This window comes from Chlorobaculum parvum NCIB 8327, assembly GCF_000020505.1.
In the GTDB taxonomy this organism is placed as follows: Bacteria; Bacteroidota; Chlorobiia; order Chlorobiales; family Chlorobiaceae; genus Chlorobaculum; species Chlorobaculum parvum_A.
This window is the reverse complement of the sequence record NC_011027.1, coordinates 308659-325936: the sequence shown is the minus strand read 5'-3', so window position 1 is coordinate 325936 and position 17278 is coordinate 308659. Positions and strand designations below refer to the sequence as shown.

Below are 17278 nucleotides of genomic sequence, written 5' to 3'. Positions count from 1 at the left end.
GAAATTCATAAAGACTTATGAATGAGACGTCAATCTGCCAAGCTTCTTGTTTTCACGCAAAACCGCGGTCTCTGAAAATCATCCCCCAATCACAACTCATCCCCCCGGCCTTTTTCAAGATGATTCTCCGTTCGCCAAGGCTGGGCCGCAAGAATAAAGGCGACCAGAAAGGTGATGACGATCCAGCTCCAGCCGATGCCGATGAGGCTGGCCCAGGTGTAGCCACCATATGCCGTGGTAAGTTCACGGATGAGCTGGTTCAGGAGGATGACTGAAAGCGAGAGCGGCAGAAAGAGCTTGATGATCCAGTTCCACCAAGGGCCGAGCTGAATTTTGGAGACCTTGTTGAGGTGTTTGCGAATCTGGTCGAGGTTGAAGAACCAGCCGACGACGATGCATTCGAGGATTCCGGCGAGCACCAGGCCGTAGTTGTTGATGAAGTGATCGACAATATCGAGCCAGAAAAGGCCACCGTTGGTCGTAAAGATCACGCCGCCGGTAAAGCCAAGAAAGCAGAGCAGCGTCGCAAGCATCTTCCGGTTGATGGAGAACTTGTCCTCGAGGCCGGAAGCGAAGGCCTCGACAATCGAGATGGCCGACGAGACGCCGGCAACCGTGAGGCTCAGGAAGAACAGCATGCCGAACATCGGGCCGAAATCACCGATCATCGAGATCGCTTTCGGATAGACGATGAAAGCCAGACCGATGCTCTCTTTGACCACCTCATCGACCGGAACGTTCTGGGTCGTGGCCATAAAGCCGAGGATGGAGAAGACACCAAAGCCGGAGATAAGCGAAAAGCCGCTGTTCACCAGCGCGGTAATCAGGGCGCTTCCGGTCATGTTGGACTTTTCGGGCATGTAACTGGCGTAGGTGATCATGATGCCGAAGCCGAGGCTCAGCGTGAAAAAGATCTGGCCGTAGGCGCTCACCCACACCTTGGGATCCATCAGCTTCGAGAAATCGGGCTTGAGATAGGCGACGATGCCAGTCATAGAGCCTTCGAGGTTGAGCGACCAGAACACCAGCACCAGCGTCAGAACGAACAAGAGCGGCATAAAAATCATGTTCGCCAGTTCGACCCCCTTGCTCACGCCGCGCATGATGATGACCCAGGTCAATGCCCACACCGCCAGCAAGCCAAAAAGAATCGGGGTTCGTATTGTGCTGATCTCGGTCGGGCCGCTGCTGACTTGCAGGAATTGCTTGAAAAAGAAGGCCTCGGAATCTGCTCCCCAGGCAAGCTTGACCGAGTAAAAGAGAAAGTCGATGCACCAGGCGATCACCACGGAGTAGTAGAGCACGATGCCGAACATGGTAAACAAGAGCGGCCACCAGCCAAGCCACTCCCACTGCTTGCCAATCTTCCGGAACGCCAGCGGAGCACTGCCGATACGCTCATGACCGACGCCGAATTCGAGGATCAGCAACGGAATACCGGCAGTGAACAACGCGACAAGGTAGGGAATAAGAAACGCGCCGCCTCCATTTTCATAACAGAGATAGGGAAAGCGCCAGATGTTGCCGAGACCAATTGCAGAACCGATGGCGGCGAGAACGAATCCCACCCTGGAACCCCACTCACTTCTTTTCATAGATGAATGAAACGCTATTTGTTCAGAGAAGAACGGATACCGAAAAAAGCAAGTCTGCAATTCGACTGCGACGTGGAAAGGAGTGAAGCTGGGTGACAATCAATGCAGCATTGCAGCCAATCCCCTCACCATTTATTGCAGCGGATTACCGGACTCAACATGCTTTGTCGAAAAAGAGTAAAACTGAAAAAAGACCGTTCCGTCTCGAACGGCTGTCGGACGGAACGGTGCTTACGAAAGCTATCAGAGAATCTCGACCAGTTCCAGTTCGAAATTCAGATCCATGCCGGCCATCGGGTGGTTGGCATCAAGGGTGACGGTTTTTTCACTGAGATCGACGATCATCACGATCGCTTCACCGCCATCGGCGAGGCTGAGCTGCAGCTGCTGGCCTACTTCAAGCTGAATGTTTTCGGGGATGCGCTCACGGGGGATTTCAGCCACAAGCTCTTCGGCTCTCGGGCCATAGGCTTCAGCAGCCGGAATATTCACATTTTTCTTCTGGCCCGGCTCCATATCGACCAGTGCGCGGTCGAAGCCCTGAATCACCATGCCGGTGCCGACCGTGACCTCCAGCGGATCGCGCTCCACCGAGCTATCGAAAACGGTGCCATCATCGTAGGTTCCGGTATAGTGAACCCTTACCTTGTCACCCTGTTTTACCTGTGCCATAACTTGTTCTCCTTGAATCATTTAAAATCGGGACATCCGCACAAAGACCATCAACTCGATAAGACCCGAAAGCCCACGACTGCCCACGTAAAAAAATTTTACGTCGCAAGATAACACTTTTTACCGGAGGCTCCTGAAACGATGAAGGGGATGAGGGAAATGGGAGAACTACTCCTGCACGGCAACGGCGACTGGCGCTCCGCCTTCGACCTCCATGCGCACCTTGGGCAGGCCGGCGGGGTAGTTGATGCGGATGAAATCGATAAGGCGCTCGCGCACCAGGCAGCGAAGCTCCCAAAGGTCGGAAGAGTTGGCCGCGCTCATGAGGGCGCGAAGCTCGACGGTCTTGTCGGTGGCTTTGGTAACATGCAGCCGGACAACCCGCTTGTCCCAGAGCGGCGTGGAAGCAACGATGCTCTCAAGCTCCTGGCGGATCGACTCCACCGGAATGGCGTAATCGACATAGAGGTAGACCGTACCGAGCAGTTCGGTGGAGGTTCGCGTCCAGTTCTGGAAGGGCTTGTCGAGGAACCAGGTGATGGGCACAATCATACGGCGCTGATCCCAGATCAGCACGACGACGTAGGTCAGCGTAATCTCTTCGATGCGCCCCCACTCCCCTTCGACAATCACGACGTCGTCGATGCTGATGGGCTGGGAGATGGCGATCTGGATTCCGGCAATGAGGGTGCCGAGGCTCTTCTGAGCAGCAAAACCGAGGATCACACCCGCAATACCCGCCGAGGCGAGAATGCTTAGGCCGACCTGACGAACCGTGTCGAAGGTCATCAAAACGCCCGAGACGGCAAGCACAATGATGAGCGCGTTGAGGATCTTGCGCGCCAGGCTCACATTGGTCGCAACCTTTTTGGCCGCGATTTCGCTCTGCCCGCTCCGCGACTGATAATGGGACAGGATGAACTGTTCGAGCACGGCAAGCATCCGCATGATGAACCAGGCCGCCGTAACTATCGACAGGATCAGGAAAAGATGCTTCAGCAGGCGAAGCGAAACGTCGGGCAACGAAACGTAGTCGAGAAAAAGAGCCGAACCGGCAAGCACGACAATCAGCCGGAACGGCCAGACAAGCCGCTCGAAAGGCAGCGAACCAACAAGCCCCTGCTTGCGGAAAAACGCGACGCTTCTCTTGAAAAGGCTGTTGGCCCCGAGATACAAAACCACAGCAAGAAAAACGAACAAAATCGGGCCAAGCCATATCCCGAGCTGGGACTGAAGCAGACCGATAATCGAATCGAGCGTGTTCATGCCAGGGTTAACGGTTCATGCGGTTGAACTCGTCGTGAGAACGGCTCACGCAGTCCTCGATGGCCATGCCGCCGTAGTAGTTGCCGGTCATGTAGAGGCCACGCATGCCAGCGAGCATCTGGTCGGTTTTGTCGGCCCAATCCTTGTGGTTGATGCGCAGCGAAGGCACCACGTTCATGCGGGTGGTGGTGTGCTCGATCTTTTCCATGCCAACCCCAAGCACTTCGTTGATGCGCTTGAACTTGTCCTTTTCGCTCAGCCCCGGGCGGAAGTGGAACGCGAAACCGCGGAAGTTGTCGTCCGGCACGGTGTCGCGCGAAACCATCGAAAAGAAGGTATCGTTCGGAGAGATGATCGCGGCCACCGGCTTGAGCGAAACGTTGTTCTTCCGGATCACCACGCCCACTGAATCGACATCGGCGAACTTGAGCCTTGTAAAGTGGTCGGCAATCGCCGGATTGATATCCTGCAGCAGCCGCGCTGCCGGAGCCGAAGGCACTGCGATAACGAGCGAGTCGGCGGAAACCTCCTGGCCATCGGCGGTCTTGACGACGTACTTGCCGTCGGAATTGGCGAGGCTTTGCGCCGCGGAGCCGGTGCGCACATCGATGCCCTTGCGTTCGGCGATGGTGAGCGCCACACTCTGCAAGCCGTTCTTGAACGTGTAGTTCTTGAGCACATCCTTGCGCTTCTCGCGGCTCTTGAACATCATGTCAGCGGGGAAATCGTCGGTCGGCTGCGACGGCACCGCATTGAAGAAGTGGCTGATCGTGTTGCGGTAGTTGTTCTCGCCCACGATCTGCGAATAGTAGGAGCGCACCGTCTTGCCCTCTTTCTTGAGGCTGAAAATCTTCGGCGCGTGAGTAAGCAGCTCGAACAGGTTGAGGCCGGACATGATCGACGACACCTTGCCGTTTTTGAGCAGCGTGAACGGCACTTTTTCGCGCGGAATGATGGTATCCATGATGCCACACTCCTCGACGATGCCGAGCAGGTTCTGGTAGGAGCTGTAGCAGGTGTGCGCGCCCATTTCCAGCCAGAAGCGGTCGTTGTCGCTTGCGTACTGGTGCGAGGCGAACGAGCCGCCGACCTTGTTATCCTTTTCGATCAACGTGGTTTTCATACCGGCCTGCGAACAGTAAAACGCCATGCTGAGTCCGCTGATGCCGCCGCCGATGATCACAACCTCTTTTGCCATGAGAACTGAAATGAAGGTTCGAATGAAGAGAGCCTGAGCCGTGACGAGTTCGTTATCCTCACGGCTCACTGCCGAATTTGATGAATGGTAATGTAGCGAAAGATCGCCTCAAAACGTAACGGCCTTTACCTCCCCTCGTAGCCGCCCTCACGGTAATGGGCAACGTAGCGCACGTAGTTTTCGGGCGACTCTGCAATGTTCTTCCGCTCATCATCGGTAATCGGGCGGATCACCTTGGCCGGAACTCCGGCGACAAGCATTCCGGTCGGCACGCGGAAGCCCTGCTTGACGAGCGATCCGGCGGCCACGATCGACCAGGGTTCGACCACGCAATGATCCAGCAGCGTGGCGCTCATGCCGATCAGCACGTTGTCCTCGACCGTGCAGGCGTGCAGCGTAGCGGCATGGCCGATGGTCACGTTGCTGCCGATCTTCAGCGGGCCGGTATCGTGCGTCACGTGCAAGGTCGAGTTGTCCTGCACGCTGGTCTTTTCACCGATGGTGATCGGGCAGACGTCACCGCGGATGACCGTGTTGAACCAGACGCTCGAATGCTCGCCGATCTTGACGTCACCGATAACCCGGCAACCGTCGGCAAGGAACACCGACTCGTGAATCTCCGGGTTCAAGCCCCGATATGACATGACTTTTCTCATGAAAAACGCTCAGTTAAGTGTGTGAAAACGAGAGAAACGTTTCGGAGCTTACCGCTTTTCCCGCCGACTTGAAAATGGACGCGTGTAAAATGATCGACAAACTGTGCAGCGCATCAGCGGGCGGATGAAACCATCACATCACCAGTCGCTGCTTTCAAGGCCGAAAATCTCCCGATAGGCCACCGCAAGGCTCAGATAGGCCACCGGAATCGTCGCCAGTAATCCGACCAGGAGAGCAAGCACTCCAAGCATACTGAGCAATCCGACCACCATCAGAAATCCAAAGATGGCGAACCACTGTTTGACCACAACTTTACGGCTCATCTCCATCGCCTGCCAGAACCCCATGCGACGGTCGACGATCAATGGCTGGGCAAAGATATAAACGGTGAGAATAAATGTCAGCACAACCAGATACAGCACCCCCAGCAAGCCTCCAAAGACAATCCCCATATCTGACGGACTTCCCAACTCGAACACACTCTCCACAACCAGTATCAGAGGAATCGCCAGAAGGAGACCCGCAAGAAACCCGATAATGCCGATGACCACCGAAAGAAGCACCAACGGTTTCCAATAGCGGTAACCATGAAAAAAATCGTTGAAGCTGAGCTCCTGGCCAGACAGCATTTTGAATCCTGCGATCATCATACCGACAGACAACGGCACCAGCAATAATGAAACCACAATCGAGAGCACAATCCCCACACCAGCTATCAGGTAGAGGTTTGGAGAGTAGCCGTACAGACTGGTCAACACCTCCGGATCAGACAAGGTTCCGATAATCTGGCTGATCATACTGGCGACAAACAGCACCAGCGTAAAGCCGATAAATTTACCCGGCTCCTGCTTGAACAAGTCCCAGGCCTGCCGGATAAACCCACCAATATCAACGTTGTACTCACCCTGTAACTGCCGGTCAAGAGTTGATTCAGCGGTATGAGCACGATCATTAAACGACTCCATTGCCTCCCCCACTTTTTGTTTTCGATGCTGCCTTTCTCACATACACAACAAACGGTACGTCAAATATATCAAGCCACAGAGCAACATCAAACCAATGCCGACAAGCGAGGCCCATGAACCCTCATCGCAAGGAGCGCGGCGGTTCGACGTCAATAACGTCGTGACGATTGTTATATTGATTTTCAAATCAGATCGGCTCTCCACCCGAAACCGGCAGAGCCAATCGAAATGCTGACTCGCTCATGAACGAACAAACGCAAAAAGGCCCGAACGAAAAGTACTGTTCCGAATGCGGCGCCATCATCCGCGCCAACGCTGAAATCTGCCCGAAGTGCGGAGTACGGCAAAGCCCACCGCCGTTCAACATCAATCTTGGCCCGGTAACTCCGAGCGGCAGGAACCGTTTTGCTGCGGCGCTCTTCGCCATTCTGCTCGGCTCGCTCGGCATTCACAAATTCTATCTCGGGCTGACCGGATGGGGCATCATCTACCTGCTTTTCTGCTGGACGGGCATTCCTGCCATTGTGGGCGTCATCGAAGGAATCCTGCTGCTGGTGATGAGCGACGAGGCGTTCGCCGAACGGTACGGGTAGCAAAACACAATTTCTGACGAGAACGCTATGGGTTCGATACTGAGCTGCAAGGATCTGAAGAAGATCTACAACAAGCGGGAGGTGGTTAAAAGCTCGTCCATCGAGGTCAAACAGGGCGAAATTGTCGGCCTGCTGGGCCCGAACGGCGCGGGCAAGACGACCACGTTTTACATGATTGTCGGCCTGGTGAAGCCTGACGCGGGCGAGGTGCGGCTCGACCAGGAGGAGATCACCCACCTGCCGATGTACAAGCGCGCCCGCAAAGGAATCGGCTACCTGCCGCAGGAGGCGTCGGTATTCCGCAAGCTCACCGTCGAACAGAATATTCTCGGCGTGCTCGAATTCACCACGCTCTCCAAAGCCGAGCGGCAGGAAAAAACCGAGCAGATGCTCGAAGACCTGAACATCGCCCACATCCGCAACAGCATGGGCTACGCGCTATCGGGAGGCGAACGCCGCCGCACGGAGATCGCCCGAGCCCTGGCGCTCGACCCGAAGTTCATCCTGCTCGACGAACCGTTCGCGGGCGTCGACCCAATCGCCGTCGAGGACATCCAGCAGATCGTCGAAGGGCTGGTCAAGCGCAACATCGGCGTGCTCATCACCGACCACAACGTCCACGAAACGCTCTCGATCACCGACCATGCCTACCTGCTCTTCGACGGCAGCATCTTCATGCAGGGCACCCCGGAAGAGATCGCCGACAACGCCGAAGCCCGCAAGATGTACCTCGGTGAAAAGTTCACGCTGGATCGGTATTGAGGGGAGGAGTTGCTTTCGTTTGATAGGGGCGGACCTGTGGGTCCGCCCTTCTTTGTTTTGCTCGGAAAAAGGACGAAAAAGACAGCAGAGACACAAAGGACGGTGGAAGTGGACATTCGATGCCGATACCGCGACACATGACCGAGCCAGACCGACAGGCAGGGACGGACGATCCCGATTTCACCAAAAATCCCACAGCTTCCCTTTTGCCCGCAACGCGCAACTGCTTAACTTGCCTCACAATACCGAGTAATTCCAAATATGCATCACCATCGGGCTTGTGGTATTTCAGTCCGTCATTCCCGCGAAAGCGGGAATCTATGTGCTTATTCCAGATTCTCGATTCCCGCTTTCGCGGGAATGACGAGGAAACGACATGTTATTGATGCCTGAATGATCTGGAATCAGAATAACTATCCCCTGCATTATGATCGCCGAGCCGTTCCTGTTCCGCTCCGAGGGCGGGTTTATCCGCATCCCAATCTGGGGGCACATTCCGCTGAGCGCGCCGCTCAAGAAGATTCTCGCCCATCCCTCTTTTTTGCGGCTCAAGGGCATCCGGCAGCTTTCGTTCGCGCAGCAGGTCTATCCCGGCGCGAACCATACGCGCTTCGAGCACTCCATCGGCGTCTATCATCTGATGAAGATGATTTTGCAGCGGATGGTGAGCAACCCGCTGGCGCTTGAATTGCAGGATGAGCGGTTGCAGTTCGACGACGAGACCTGTCGTACGCTACTGGCGACCTGCCTGTTGCACGACATCGGCCACTACCCGCACGCGCACGTGCTGGAGGAAATCACCCCGGCGGGAGCCAAAGGCGCGGTGTTCGCGCACCACGAATCGCTGACCGGCCAGTTCCTGAACGAGGAGCACCACGGTGCGCCCTCCATCGCGGCCATCCTGCACGACGACTGGCAGGTCGATCCCGGCGTCGTGACGGAAATCATCGCGGGCAAAACGGCGCACCGGCTCGGCAAGCTGGTGAGCGGTACGCTCGATCCCGACAAGATGGACTACCTGATGCGCGACGCGCACCACTGCAACATTCCGTACGGCAGCATCGACATCGAGCGGCTCATCGAATCGTTCGTGCCCGACCCAGAGCGGCAGCGGCTGGCCATCACCGAAAAGGGAATTGCGCCGCTCGAAAGCCTGCTCTTCGCCAAGTACATGATGATGCGCAACGTCTACTGGCACCACACCAGCCGCATTTTTTCGGCCATGCTGAGGCGGCTGTTGCAGGACATCGCGGACGAAAACGCATTGCCGACAAGCGAGTTGCGCGAGCTGTTCTACTTCAACTCCGACGACCGGGTGCTCTACGAGCTTGAACGGGCGATTCGCGGGCTGGGACTGCCGTCAGTCGAGCTGCTCGACGCGATCCAGGAGCGCCGCGTCTTCAAACGCGCCATCACCATCCGCCCCTACACCGACCCTGAGATGGAAGCCGATCCCGTGTGGTTTGCCTACAGCACCGACCATCGTCGCCGCAAACAGAAAGAGCTGGAGATCTGCGAACTGGTCGGCAGAAAAATCGGGCGGAAACTCGCAGGCCACGAGGTGCTCATCGACGCGCCCGCGCTGAAAGATGTGTTCGATTACGACGACTTCCGCGAACTGCGGGTCTGGCCGACCAAAAGCGAGCACCGGCACATGGTTCAGCCTTCGGACTCGAACGGCTACGTCCGGTTCGACGACTTCCGCGAATCGGTGTTCCGCTCGGACTTCATCCTCTCGTTCGAGCACTATACCAAGAAGTTCAGGGTGTTGTGCCGACACGACCTGGTCGAAACAATCGCGGGCCTCGAAGAGGAGGTGCTGGAAATCCTGAGGGCTTAATTTTTGTTATATTAGAAATCAAGCTTTTCAACTCAACTCCACGATCATGGAAAATCAGGACAAATACTACAAGGGGCTGTTTTTCGGTGCCGCTCTCGGCGCGGCTGTTGGCACCATCATGGGGCTGCTTTTCGCTCCGCGCAAGGGCGAGGATACGCAGATGATTATCAGCGGCAAGGTCAAACGAGCCATCGACCGGGCGACCGAAATGTATGAAGAGTCTGAGCACGATACGGCCTACAGCAACGAGGCGAAACACCGTTCGCAGGAGATCATCGACAGCGCGCGCGACGAAGCCCGCAAGATTCTCGACGAAGCCAACGACATCATTCGCGACATCCGGGGCCAGTCGAAAGCGCAGGAGAACTGAGCCATGCTGACCTTCACAGGCTCAACCGGCGGTGATGCCGGTAACGTCTTGCTGCTGCACGCATTCCCGGTTTCAGCAGACATGTGGGAGCACCAGCTCGCTCCGCTGGCCGAATCGGGCTACCGGGTGATTGCGCCGTACGTCTATGGATTTGACACCTCACCGTCAAGACCCGGCTGGAGCATGGACGATTATGCGCACGATCTGGCGAGGCTGATCCGGGCGCTTGGCTGGAGCAGCGCTACCGTCGTCGGCCTCTCGATGGGCGGCTACCAGGCGATGGCGTTTTACCGCCTCTACCCCGAACTGACCGATTCGCTGGTGTTCTGCGACACACGCGCCAACGCCGATGCACCCGAAGCGCTGGCCGCGCGGCAGGAGTTCCGGACGGTGGTGATGGAAAAAGGAGCCGAAGAGGCCGCCGCGCGGATGGTGCCAAACTTCTTCGCGCCGGAGACCTACGAATCGAACGAGCCGCTGGTGGAAAAAACGCGGCAGGGTATCATTCGCCAGACCCCGGAAGCGATCAGCGAAGCGATGCGAGCCATCGCCGAGCGCGAGGACTCGACCGAGCTGCTGAACGAAATCACCTGCCCGACGTTGATCGTCTGCGGCATGGACGACAAGGTCACTCCGCCCGAAACCGCCGCCGAAATGCACGCCCTCATCCCCGGCTCAAAGCTCGAACTGATCCCGGACGCGGGACACTTGTCGAACCTCGAACAACCCGCGATGTTTAACGGCATATTGCTGGAGCATTTGCGGAGTTTGTAAAAACGAGAAACCCCCAACCGGTGCGAACTAGTTAGGGGTTTGCTTTTTACATATCCTATACCGCAATCCATCTCACGCCACGAAACAATTTTTTTATAACGGTTGGTGTATGATGCGTTGGGCATTTCGAAGCACTTCACTTGCAACCCCCCATAATGTTTATTTAATGTACTTACATTCATATTAACCACTCATTACCCAATGATTTATACACTTTGTCACCCGCTGGGCTTTAGTTATTTCAATCCTTTTTCTCGTATTTTGCCAAAACTTTTTTTTAGTTTTGGCATTGTAAGCTCTTTTATAATTTTTGACTTAGTAAGGGCTTGTGCGAATTACAAATGTGCCTACAATAGCGAGAGACTTATTTTTCTATTATCCTCTTCAGTTCTTGTGCATATTGTATTAACTGTGTGTTTACTTTCATTAAATCATCAATTAAGTCCTTATATTGAGGATATTCTTTTTGGAATTCTTGAGGAGTTTTATCCATGGCTTTTTCTTTCTTGGCAGAACTCCAGGTTCGAAATCTGGCTTGCCACATTGTAAGATGGGGACGTAAACCTTCATTTAGCGTTTGAGTTGCTATCCGAACAATCTCTTTTGTGCTTTTATTTTTACGAATTAACTCTGCTGGAACTTCGCTAATAAATTCTCTAACTTTTTGAAAAAGTGCATACCATGAATCATATATTTCTTCAATTATATCATTTTCTTTGTCTATTGGTATTGCCGCTTTTCTTGTAATTAATTCTGTCCAAATTTTATGGGCTATTTGTAAATCTGTTTTATTAGGTCTGAATTCTGCAGAACCAACATTGCCCAGCTTAATGTCAAGTTTTACTAGGCTATACCTGTATGTTTTTTTTATTACTAGAAAATAAACTAGCAATATAACAATCACAAAAACAACAAGCCATATTGAAATATGCACAATAAGATTGAAATTTTCGTCAAAGTAAAGTTTAAATAAATCCATATCGTTTTTACTTTTCATATTTAGTCCAACTAATTGGTAAACCTTGCAAGCCTTTTTGAAAATTGGATTGTAACCATTCAACAAATTGTGTTGCTAATTCATCAGGTTTCACAAATTTAACGCCTTGCGTAGTATGACATACATCACTTAAATAATCAGGTATTTGAGGTGCATTTTGACCAAAATAATAGAACAAGTCTGAAATCAAGGCATTCTCACCCCCAATATCTTTTCTTATATGCTCTGCATTATAAATTCCGTCTTTATTCCTATGTGCACAATCAAGTTGTGCCCAGTTATCTGATTCATCAAGGAAATAGATATTATCACCAAATACAGTCATCAAAGTTCCATTCATATTTGGTTTTTTGTACTCAAATCTTGGGTCTAGAAAATATTTATTTAATTTAATAATTTCAGTTATCTTCATTGCATAGATAAGTTTTGAAACGCACTTAATGCCTGAAGATTTTTCAAGTGATTTTGAACCTGTTCCAATAATCCAATCACCAATCTTAAGATTTTTGCTTTTCCTGATATTGGGTTTACAAACAGCAATTGTACAATATGGTCCAAATGGATTTGGTGCCAACCCAAAATCGTGGTCAATCATATATGAATAAATCTTCATTTGTCAACATCTTATTATTGGTCTGTCAAATGCGTCTGTAATGACCTTTCCATCTGGATTTTCGATTGGATAATTTTTTCCAGATATAATTTCACCAATTTTATCGATTGAATTCCACCCAATAAGATTTGATGCCACTTTTTCTAAACCCTTTGGTAACAGAGCTGTTTCTTTACTACCATGCGTATAAACACCAATAATTCGTTTGCCTTTCTCTACAGCTTTTTGAATTTCGTAATCAACCCATGCTCTTGTATGTGTTTTTGGGCCGACCAAGCAAATAAATGTACTTGACCAGTTAATCCTCATACGAAGGAGACGTTCAATTACCGGTTTTGACGGCGTTCTACCATCTTTATGTTTAGTGCTGTCAACAGAAAAATTCCGAATATTATAACCTTGACCTTTTAGTCTTGCTTTTAAAGATTGTACATGTTTATCATCTTTCCCATAATGGCTAATAAAGATATTATGTGACTTATCCATAGATTTTGTCTTTTATAGTTTCATCATCTAAAATGTGTAAGCCTATTATTGCATAACCAATAATATCTTTTAAAGTATCTTCTAAACTTTCAAAGTTTGGCTCTTTTTTGTCACAGCCAATTAGACTTTTGTAACGTTTTACTTTATCCCAAAGATGAACCATATTCCCATTCAGTCCTAAGTCAAAACTTGCACCACCGTAATCCGCATTTTTCTTTAATAAAATAGCTATTACATCATCTGTGATTTTTTTAATACTTTCTTCATTCATAAGGCATATATTTTAAAAATAATTGATTTAATATTGGATTTGAAAAAGTTACTTTTTTATATGTATTGAAAACATAAAATGCTTTATACCAATCATTAAAAAAGTCGTCTTTAAAATCAATTAAATCTGCATATTTGCCTGACCTTAGCTTCTCTTCTTCACTTTTAAGCAGATTTATTTTCTCATCAAACTCTGATAAATTGTGAAATGATTTTGAGTATTCAAATTTAGATTCTTCAACAGTTTTTGTACGAGAAATCGACTGAACTAAATCTTCAAATTCTTCATAATAATGGAAATTATTTGCTATATGATAGTATTCCCCAATTTCTAAATCTAGTATTTGTGAGAAGTATTCAAGCATAAAAGTGAAGTTGAAAATATTAACTGCACTTGCTCCCCATACAAAGTCATTTGACCTCATATAAACAGTTAAATTAAGCTTGTTTGCTTTTGGCTGTTTCTGAAAATGTAATAGTCTGGTACAAGGAAAATCCTTTGTGATTTTTAAGTTACCCTTTTTGTCAAAACAATCTTTGGGCGGGTCTCCGATATTAATAATTGCTTGTCTTGTAAACTTATCCTTCTCAAAACTTTTACAAATGAAACCAAATTGGTCGACTTCTGATTTATTTAGTTTTGCAATATCTATATCATAAGTATTCCTGATTTTATAATCATCATTTATTCCATTGTATTTTCTTAATCTTGGACCGTAACCACCTCGTAAAAATTCACCATCATCGGAGAAGTTTTTCATGTTTTTCAAATAATGACCTATAAATTCTAAATCATTTTTCCCAGTTGCTAACCACAATGATTCAGCAAAGGGTAAAATAGGATTCCATCTTCTTTCAGGTACGGTAACCAGTCTTGCCGTTGGATTAGTGATTTTAAACATGAAAGGTTTCGGTAATTCAATGCAAAGCTTACCTCTTGTTTTTCTTTTGACTCCCTCTTTTATAAGCAGAGTCGAAGCACCAACTAAAAAAGAGTTGATTCCTGTGTACTCGGCTGTATACATGGTATCAAAATGTTTGAGTTAATATTCCATTTGGGAGGGAAGAAGAGTTCTAGAGGTTTTGGACTTTCTTTATATTTTTGCTTAATGCGTTTATTATCAACTTGAAGTTCCGGGATTTTGGCACGCAAGTATTTATCAGTCTCACAAAAACAATTTTGTAAATCTATTAATGTTGGTATCCTTCCAAAAAGAGGTCTAAAATCAGTATACCCAAACTTATTTTGGTATTTCTCAAAATTGTTTTGTGTGTATTTTATCGCATCTTCAAAGTTGTATTTCTTAGATAAAGGTTCAAAACATTTCTTTATTCCTCGAATTGCGCCAATACCTGCCTTGACAAAAGAATTTTCACTAAAGTCAATAACTGAGGAATAGTTCATGTCAATTGTATATTGATAGGCTAGAAAATCACCAATGAAAGAACAGTTTCTCAGAAGTTCATAAACTCCTGATAATGACTTGGAGTTGATGATTTTTTTTAAAATAGATTTTCCAATTAATTCATTCTTGACCATCTCTAACCATTTCTCATGCTTGTAATTTAGGTGATTATATAAAGAATGAGTTCCTGTCATCATATAAGCATTATTGAATATCGGTTGAATTTGTTTTAATTCTAATAATGCTTGATTAATCCGATTTAAATCAAAGTTTTTAACGGTAATAACTCCAACTCTATTCTCTAAATATTCCCATGTGTCAGGTTTGTTGAAAATCTTAAAAACAATTATCCTTAGCAATACATCTTCATCTGAAAACGAATTTTCGTTATATATGACATTCCGAATTAAGTATTGACTCACTCTGTCCATAGCACGATAAACGTTCGTAAACTTATGAACACTAAGTATTTCATCATTAGTCCATGGTTGAGTGTTATTATACTTGTTCCAGAAAATATTCATTCTTTCCTGGATAAAGTAAAAGTAGTATTGGTATATTTCTTCTTTAGGTTTTATCATTCGCAATCAATTTGAGGGATAGAAGAAATTGCACTCTTTTGCAAATTTTGAATTCAGCGTCAGCTTGTGCAATTTGCAAATGTGTGCAATGTTCGTTGGTTTTATATTTTTCATTCTGGCAAACATTTTATTCTATTCGTTTTGTTTTTCAGCCTTGCAGGTAACTTGCTTATCTGCGCTACTCTATTGCGCCTTACATCCTGCATTGGACGAATAAGCGCTACAAAATAGCGTTTTATTGCCCTGCGAGGTCTTGTTACCGTTATTACAAATCATCGAATGGGCTTTTAATCTGCTGTAAACTTTTTTTGGCTCCAATCCCCCCATCAAAATCCAAAACATCCCAACGCCAGCGGCTCCGGCGAGCGCACAACCGTTGTGACTGTTCGCCCCGGCTTTCGAGGGTCGTGATACGTGAGATAGAGATTGCGTGAGGCATTTGCTGTGGGGAAAGGTGATACTACCTTGTACTTCAGCCAACACATTTTATCAATGTAAAAAACCCGTACCAACACGCCAACAAATACGGGATATTTGCCGCAGGATTTCCCTCTTGACCTCCCCCTAGAAACGCAAAAAACCCCAACCGGTTTGCACCAGTTGGGGTTTCACCTTGTCACTCCAGCGACATTCACTCATAAAAGTCACCGAAACAAGAAATTGGGCTAAAGCCCTGAATTATTTTGCCTTATTCATCAACCCCGGACTAAAGTTCCGGGGCAACTGAAGAAAATGTAAGCATTGAATGTCCGTCATCCCGAAAGCTTTCGGGACTCCTGAATACTAAAACCTACTGCTTCAACGACTCGATCAGTGCGAAGAAGTTCGGGAACGAGACGCCCGCCACTTCGCGATCCGAGAGGCGCAGCGATGCGCCTGCGGCTTCGGCGGCGATGGCGAAGCTCATGGCGATGCGGTGGTCGTCGAAACACTCGATGACAGCTTCTTCGCGGTTGACCGTCGGACGTCCCTTCACCACGAAACCGTCGGGGTACTGCTCACACGCAAAGCCGAGGCGCTCCAGATTGCTCACCACCGCCTCGATGCGGTCGCTCTCCTTGGTGCGCAGCTCGGTGGCGTTGTGCAGCTCGAACTCCCCTGTGGCGAAGGCCGAGAGCACGGCGAGCATCGGCAGTTCGTCGATCACGCCCGCCACCACCGCGTGGTCGCTGATGCGCAGCGGCGCGAGGCTAGAGCAGCTCCGTACGACGATGTCGCCCACCGGTTCGCCGCCCTCCGAGCGCACGTTCTCGATGCCGAGGCCCGCGCCCGCCTCCTGAAGCACGTCGATGTAGGCCACGCGCGTCGGGTTGAGGCAGACGTCGCGCAGCACGATTTCCGAGCGCTCGCCGAGCAGGCCGAGGGCGATCATGAAGCACGCTGCCGATGGATCGGCGGGCACCTTGAACGGTTTGGCCGCAATCGGCTTGCGCCCGTCGATGATGATTTCGCGCACGCCGTCGGGGCGGTCGATGGTTTCGAGGCCCAGCATCAGCTCGGTGTGGTCGCGGGAGCGGATCGGCTCGATGATCTTCGACTGGCCATCGGCGTGCAGCGCGGCCAGCGCCACGAGCGACTTGACCTGCGCCGACGGAACCGGAAGCAGGTACTCGATGGTTTTCAAATCCTTCGTGCCATTGATGACCACCGGCGCGGTTCCGGCGTCGGAGAGCGAAATGTCCGCGCCCATCATCCGCAGCGGATCGGCCACGCGCTTCATCGGGCGCTTCATCAACGAGGCGTCGCCGACCAGCTCGCTCCGGAAGGGCTGCGCGGCGAGGATGCCCGCCATCATGCGCATCGTGCTGCCGGAGTTGTTGCACATCAGCGGCTCCGACGGCTCGCGGAAGCTCCAGAGCCCGTTCGATTCGATGACGACATGCCGGACGATCCGACCGTCACCAGCGGGAACTTCATCCTGCCGGACAGAGATTCCGAGATCCCGCAGCACCGACAGGGTCGATTGGTTGTCGAATCCGCCCGAAAAGTTGGTGATTTCGGTCGTTCCTTCGGCAAGCGAACCGATGATGGCTGCGCGATGCGATATCGATTTATCCGGCGGAAGGCTCGAAACTTCGCCCTGAAAGACGCTCATGGATGCGTGATTTTGGTTGAAAAAAGGCTGTCTTAAAAAACAATGTACAACAGTAAAACAAGGTCTCGATTTTATCCGTCATTCCCGCGCAAGCGGGAATCCAGAAACCGGATTGAATGCATGGATTCCCGCTTGCGC

Annotated in this window: 18 protein-coding genes; 5 read left to right on the top strand and 13 right to left on the bottom strand. The window is 50.2% G+C overall.

Translation table 11 applies throughout. From position 1 onward, the window contains the following. Positions 1–89: 89 nt before the first annotated feature. The 6 genes from CPAR_RS01590 to CPAR_RS01565 all read right to left on the bottom strand — a co-directional run bounded on the left by CPAR_RS01590 (position 90) and on the right by CPAR_RS01565 (position 6353). Positions 90–1595 (bottom strand): sodium-dependent transporter, encoded by a 1506-nt coding sequence (locus tag CPAR_RS01590; protein WP_012501566.1) that lies wholly within the window; start codon positions 1593–1595, stop codon positions 90–92. Between the two features lie 243 nt (positions 1596–1838). Next, positions 1839–2267: an FKBP-type peptidyl-prolyl cis-trans isomerase gene (locus CPAR_RS01585; protein WP_012501565.1), complete on the bottom strand. Its 429-nt coding sequence runs from the start codon at positions 2265–2267 to the stop codon at positions 1839–1841. Between the two features lie 168 nt (positions 2268–2435). After that, a complete protein-coding gene (locus CPAR_RS01580) occupies positions 2436–3533 on the bottom strand; it encodes a mechanosensitive ion channel family protein (RefSeq protein ID WP_012501564.1) in 1098 nt (365 codons plus the stop codon). Between the two features lie 7 nt (positions 3534–3540). Beyond that, entirely contained in the window at positions 3541–4731 is a 1191-nt protein-coding gene (locus CPAR_RS01575; RefSeq protein WP_012501563.1) for a protoporphyrinogen/coproporphyrinogen oxidase, read from the bottom strand. Between the two features lie 125 nt (positions 4732–4856). Continuing rightward, positions 4857–5387, bottom strand: a complete 531-nt coding sequence (locus CPAR_RS01570) for a gamma carbonic anhydrase family protein (protein WP_012501562.1) — start codon at positions 5385–5387, stop codon at positions 4857–4859. A gap of 138 nt (positions 5388–5525) precedes the next feature. Continuing rightward, the gene (locus CPAR_RS01565) at positions 5526–6353 is read right to left on the bottom strand and encodes a hypothetical protein (RefSeq protein ID WP_012501561.1); all 828 of its coding nucleotides are present in this window, start codon (positions 6351–6353) and stop codon (positions 5526–5528) included. Between the two features lie 242 nt (positions 6354–6595). Here CPAR_RS01565 and CPAR_RS01560 point away from each other — a divergent pair, with 242 nt between their 5' ends. The 5 genes from CPAR_RS01560 (at position 6596) to CPAR_RS01540 (ending at position 10692) form a co-directional block, all read left to right on the top strand. Beyond that, complete coding sequence (locus CPAR_RS01560) at positions 6596–6946, top strand: NINE protein (RefSeq protein ID WP_012501560.1); 351 nt, start codon at positions 6596–6598, stop codon at positions 6944–6946. Positions 6947–6973: 27 nt separating this feature from the next. Continuing rightward, positions 6974–7708 carry an LPS export ABC transporter ATP-binding protein gene (lptB, locus tag CPAR_RS01555; protein ID WP_012501559.1) on the top strand — a complete coding sequence of 245 codons (735 nt, stop codon included), beginning with the start codon at positions 6974–6976 and terminating at the stop codon, positions 7706–7708. Between the two features lie 427 nt (positions 7709–8135). Then, positions 8136–9548 carry an HD domain-containing protein gene (locus CPAR_RS01550; RefSeq protein ID WP_012501558.1) on the top strand — a complete coding sequence of 471 codons (1413 nt, stop codon included), beginning with the start codon at positions 8136–8138 and terminating at the stop codon, positions 9546–9548. A 46-nt stretch (positions 9549–9594) separates the two neighbouring features. Then, on the top strand, positions 9595–9918 hold the full coding sequence (locus CPAR_RS01545; protein ID WP_012501557.1) for a YtxH domain-containing protein: 324 nt from the start codon (positions 9595–9597) through the stop codon (positions 9916–9918). Positions 9919–9921: 3 nt separating this feature from the next. Continuing rightward, positions 9922–10692 carry an alpha/beta fold hydrolase gene (locus tag CPAR_RS01540; protein ID WP_012501556.1) on the top strand — a complete coding sequence of 257 codons (771 nt, stop codon included), beginning with the start codon at positions 9922–9924 and terminating at the stop codon, positions 10690–10692. 364 nt (positions 10693–11056) lie between these two features. Here the strand turns inward: CPAR_RS01540 and CPAR_RS01535 are convergent, their stop codons facing one another. From CPAR_RS01535 to aroA, 7 genes are all read right to left on the bottom strand, one after another. Further along, positions 11057–11689 carry a hypothetical protein gene (locus CPAR_RS01535; protein ID WP_012501555.1) on the bottom strand — a complete coding sequence of 211 codons (633 nt, stop codon included), beginning with the start codon at positions 11687–11689 and terminating at the stop codon, positions 11057–11059. Continuing rightward, positions 11679–12302, bottom strand: a complete 624-nt coding sequence (locus CPAR_RS01530; RefSeq protein ID WP_012501554.1) for an Nmad2 family putative nucleotide modification protein — start codon at positions 12300–12302, stop codon at positions 11679–11681. The genes CPAR_RS01535 and CPAR_RS01530 overlap by 11 nt, the downstream gene beginning before the upstream one ends. A 3-nt stretch (positions 12303–12305) precedes the next feature. Next, the gene (locus CPAR_RS10730; protein ID WP_012501553.1) at positions 12306–12788 is read right to left on the bottom strand and encodes a TIR domain-containing protein; all 483 of its coding nucleotides are present in this window, start codon (positions 12786–12788) and stop codon (positions 12306–12308) included. Further along, positions 12781–13059 carry a nucleotide modification associated domain-containing protein gene (locus CPAR_RS01525; RefSeq protein ID WP_012501552.1) on the bottom strand — a complete coding sequence of 93 codons (279 nt, stop codon included), beginning with the start codon at positions 13057–13059 and terminating at the stop codon, positions 12781–12783. Before CPAR_RS01525 ends, CPAR_RS10730 begins: the two co-directional genes overlap by 8 nt. After that, positions 13052–14083, bottom strand: coding sequence for a thymidylate synthase (locus tag CPAR_RS01520; protein WP_012501551.1), 1032 nt, complete (start codon positions 14081–14083; stop codon positions 13052–13054). Before CPAR_RS01520 ends, CPAR_RS01525 begins: the two co-directional genes overlap by 8 nt. Continuing rightward, a complete protein-coding gene (locus CPAR_RS01515; RefSeq protein WP_012501550.1) occupies positions 14044–15045 on the bottom strand; it encodes a nucleotide kinase domain-containing protein in 1002 nt (333 codons plus the stop codon). Before CPAR_RS01515 ends, CPAR_RS01520 begins: the two co-directional genes overlap by 40 nt. 790 nt (positions 15046–15835) lie before the next feature. Beyond that, positions 15836–17140, bottom strand: coding sequence for a 3-phosphoshikimate 1-carboxyvinyltransferase (gene aroA, locus CPAR_RS01510; protein ID WP_012501549.1), 1305 nt, complete (start codon positions 17138–17140; stop codon positions 15836–15838). Positions 17141–17278: the final 138 nt, after the last annotated feature.

Bases quoted from the DNA above. Each gene is read 5' to 3' on its own strand.
- CPAR_RS01585 (WP_012501565.1), bottom strand. From the start codon at position 2,267: ATGGCACAGGTAAAACAGGGTGACAAGGTAAGGGTTCACTATACCGGA.
- CPAR_RS01550 (WP_012501558.1), top strand. From the start codon at position 8,136: ATGATCGCCGAGCCGTTCCTGTTCCGCTCCGAGGGCGGGTTTATCCGC.
- CPAR_RS01520 (WP_012501551.1), bottom strand. From the start codon at position 14,083: ATGTATACAGCCGAGTACACAGGAATCAACTCTTTTTTAGTTGGTGCT.
- CPAR_RS01525 (WP_012501552.1), bottom strand. From the start codon at position 13,059: ATGAATGAAGAAAGTATTAAAAAAATCACAGATGATGTAATAGCTATT.
- CPAR_RS01575 (WP_012501563.1), bottom strand. From the start codon at position 4,731: ATGGCAAAAGAGGTTGTGATCATCGGCGGCGGCATCAGCGGACTCAGC.
- CPAR_RS10730 (WP_012501553.1), bottom strand. From the start codon at position 12,788: ATGGATAAGTCACATAATATCTTTATTAGCCATTATGGGAAAGATGAT.
- CPAR_RS01590 (WP_012501566.1), bottom strand. From the start codon at position 1,595: ATGAAAAGAAGTGAGTGGGGTTCCAGGGTGGGATTCGTTCTCGCCGCC.
- CPAR_RS01540 (WP_012501556.1), top strand. From the start codon at position 9,922: ATGCTGACCTTCACAGGCTCAACCGGCGGTGATGCCGGTAACGTCTTG.
- CPAR_RS01545 (WP_012501557.1), top strand. From the start codon at position 9,595: ATGGAAAATCAGGACAAATACTACAAGGGGCTGTTTTTCGGTGCCGCT.
- aroA (WP_012501549.1), bottom strand. From the start codon at position 17,140: ATGAGCGTCTTTCAGGGCGAAGTTTCGAGCCTTCCGCCGGATAAATCG.
- CPAR_RS01530 (WP_012501554.1), bottom strand. From the start codon at position 12,302: ATGAAGATTTATTCATATATGATTGACCACGATTTTGGGTTGGCACCA.
- CPAR_RS01515 (WP_012501550.1), bottom strand. From the start codon at position 15,045: ATGATAAAACCTAAAGAAGAAATATACCAATACTACTTTTACTTTATC.
- CPAR_RS01580 (WP_012501564.1), bottom strand. From the start codon at position 3,533: ATGAACACGCTCGATTCGATTATCGGTCTGCTTCAGTCCCAGCTCGGG.
- CPAR_RS01565 (WP_012501561.1), bottom strand. From the start codon at position 6,353: ATGGAGTCGTTTAATGATCGTGCTCATACCGCTGAATCAACTCTTGAC.
- lptB (WP_012501559.1), top strand. From the start codon at position 6,974: ATGGGTTCGATACTGAGCTGCAAGGATCTGAAGAAGATCTACAACAAG.
- CPAR_RS01560 (WP_012501560.1), top strand. From the start codon at position 6,596: ATGAACGAACAAACGCAAAAAGGCCCGAACGAAAAGTACTGTTCCGAA.
- CPAR_RS01570 (WP_012501562.1), bottom strand. From the start codon at position 5,387: ATGAGAAAAGTCATGTCATATCGGGGCTTGAACCCGGAGATTCACGAG.
- CPAR_RS01535 (WP_012501555.1), bottom strand. From the start codon at position 11,689: ATGAAAAGTAAAAACGATATGGATTTATTTAAACTTTACTTTGACGAA.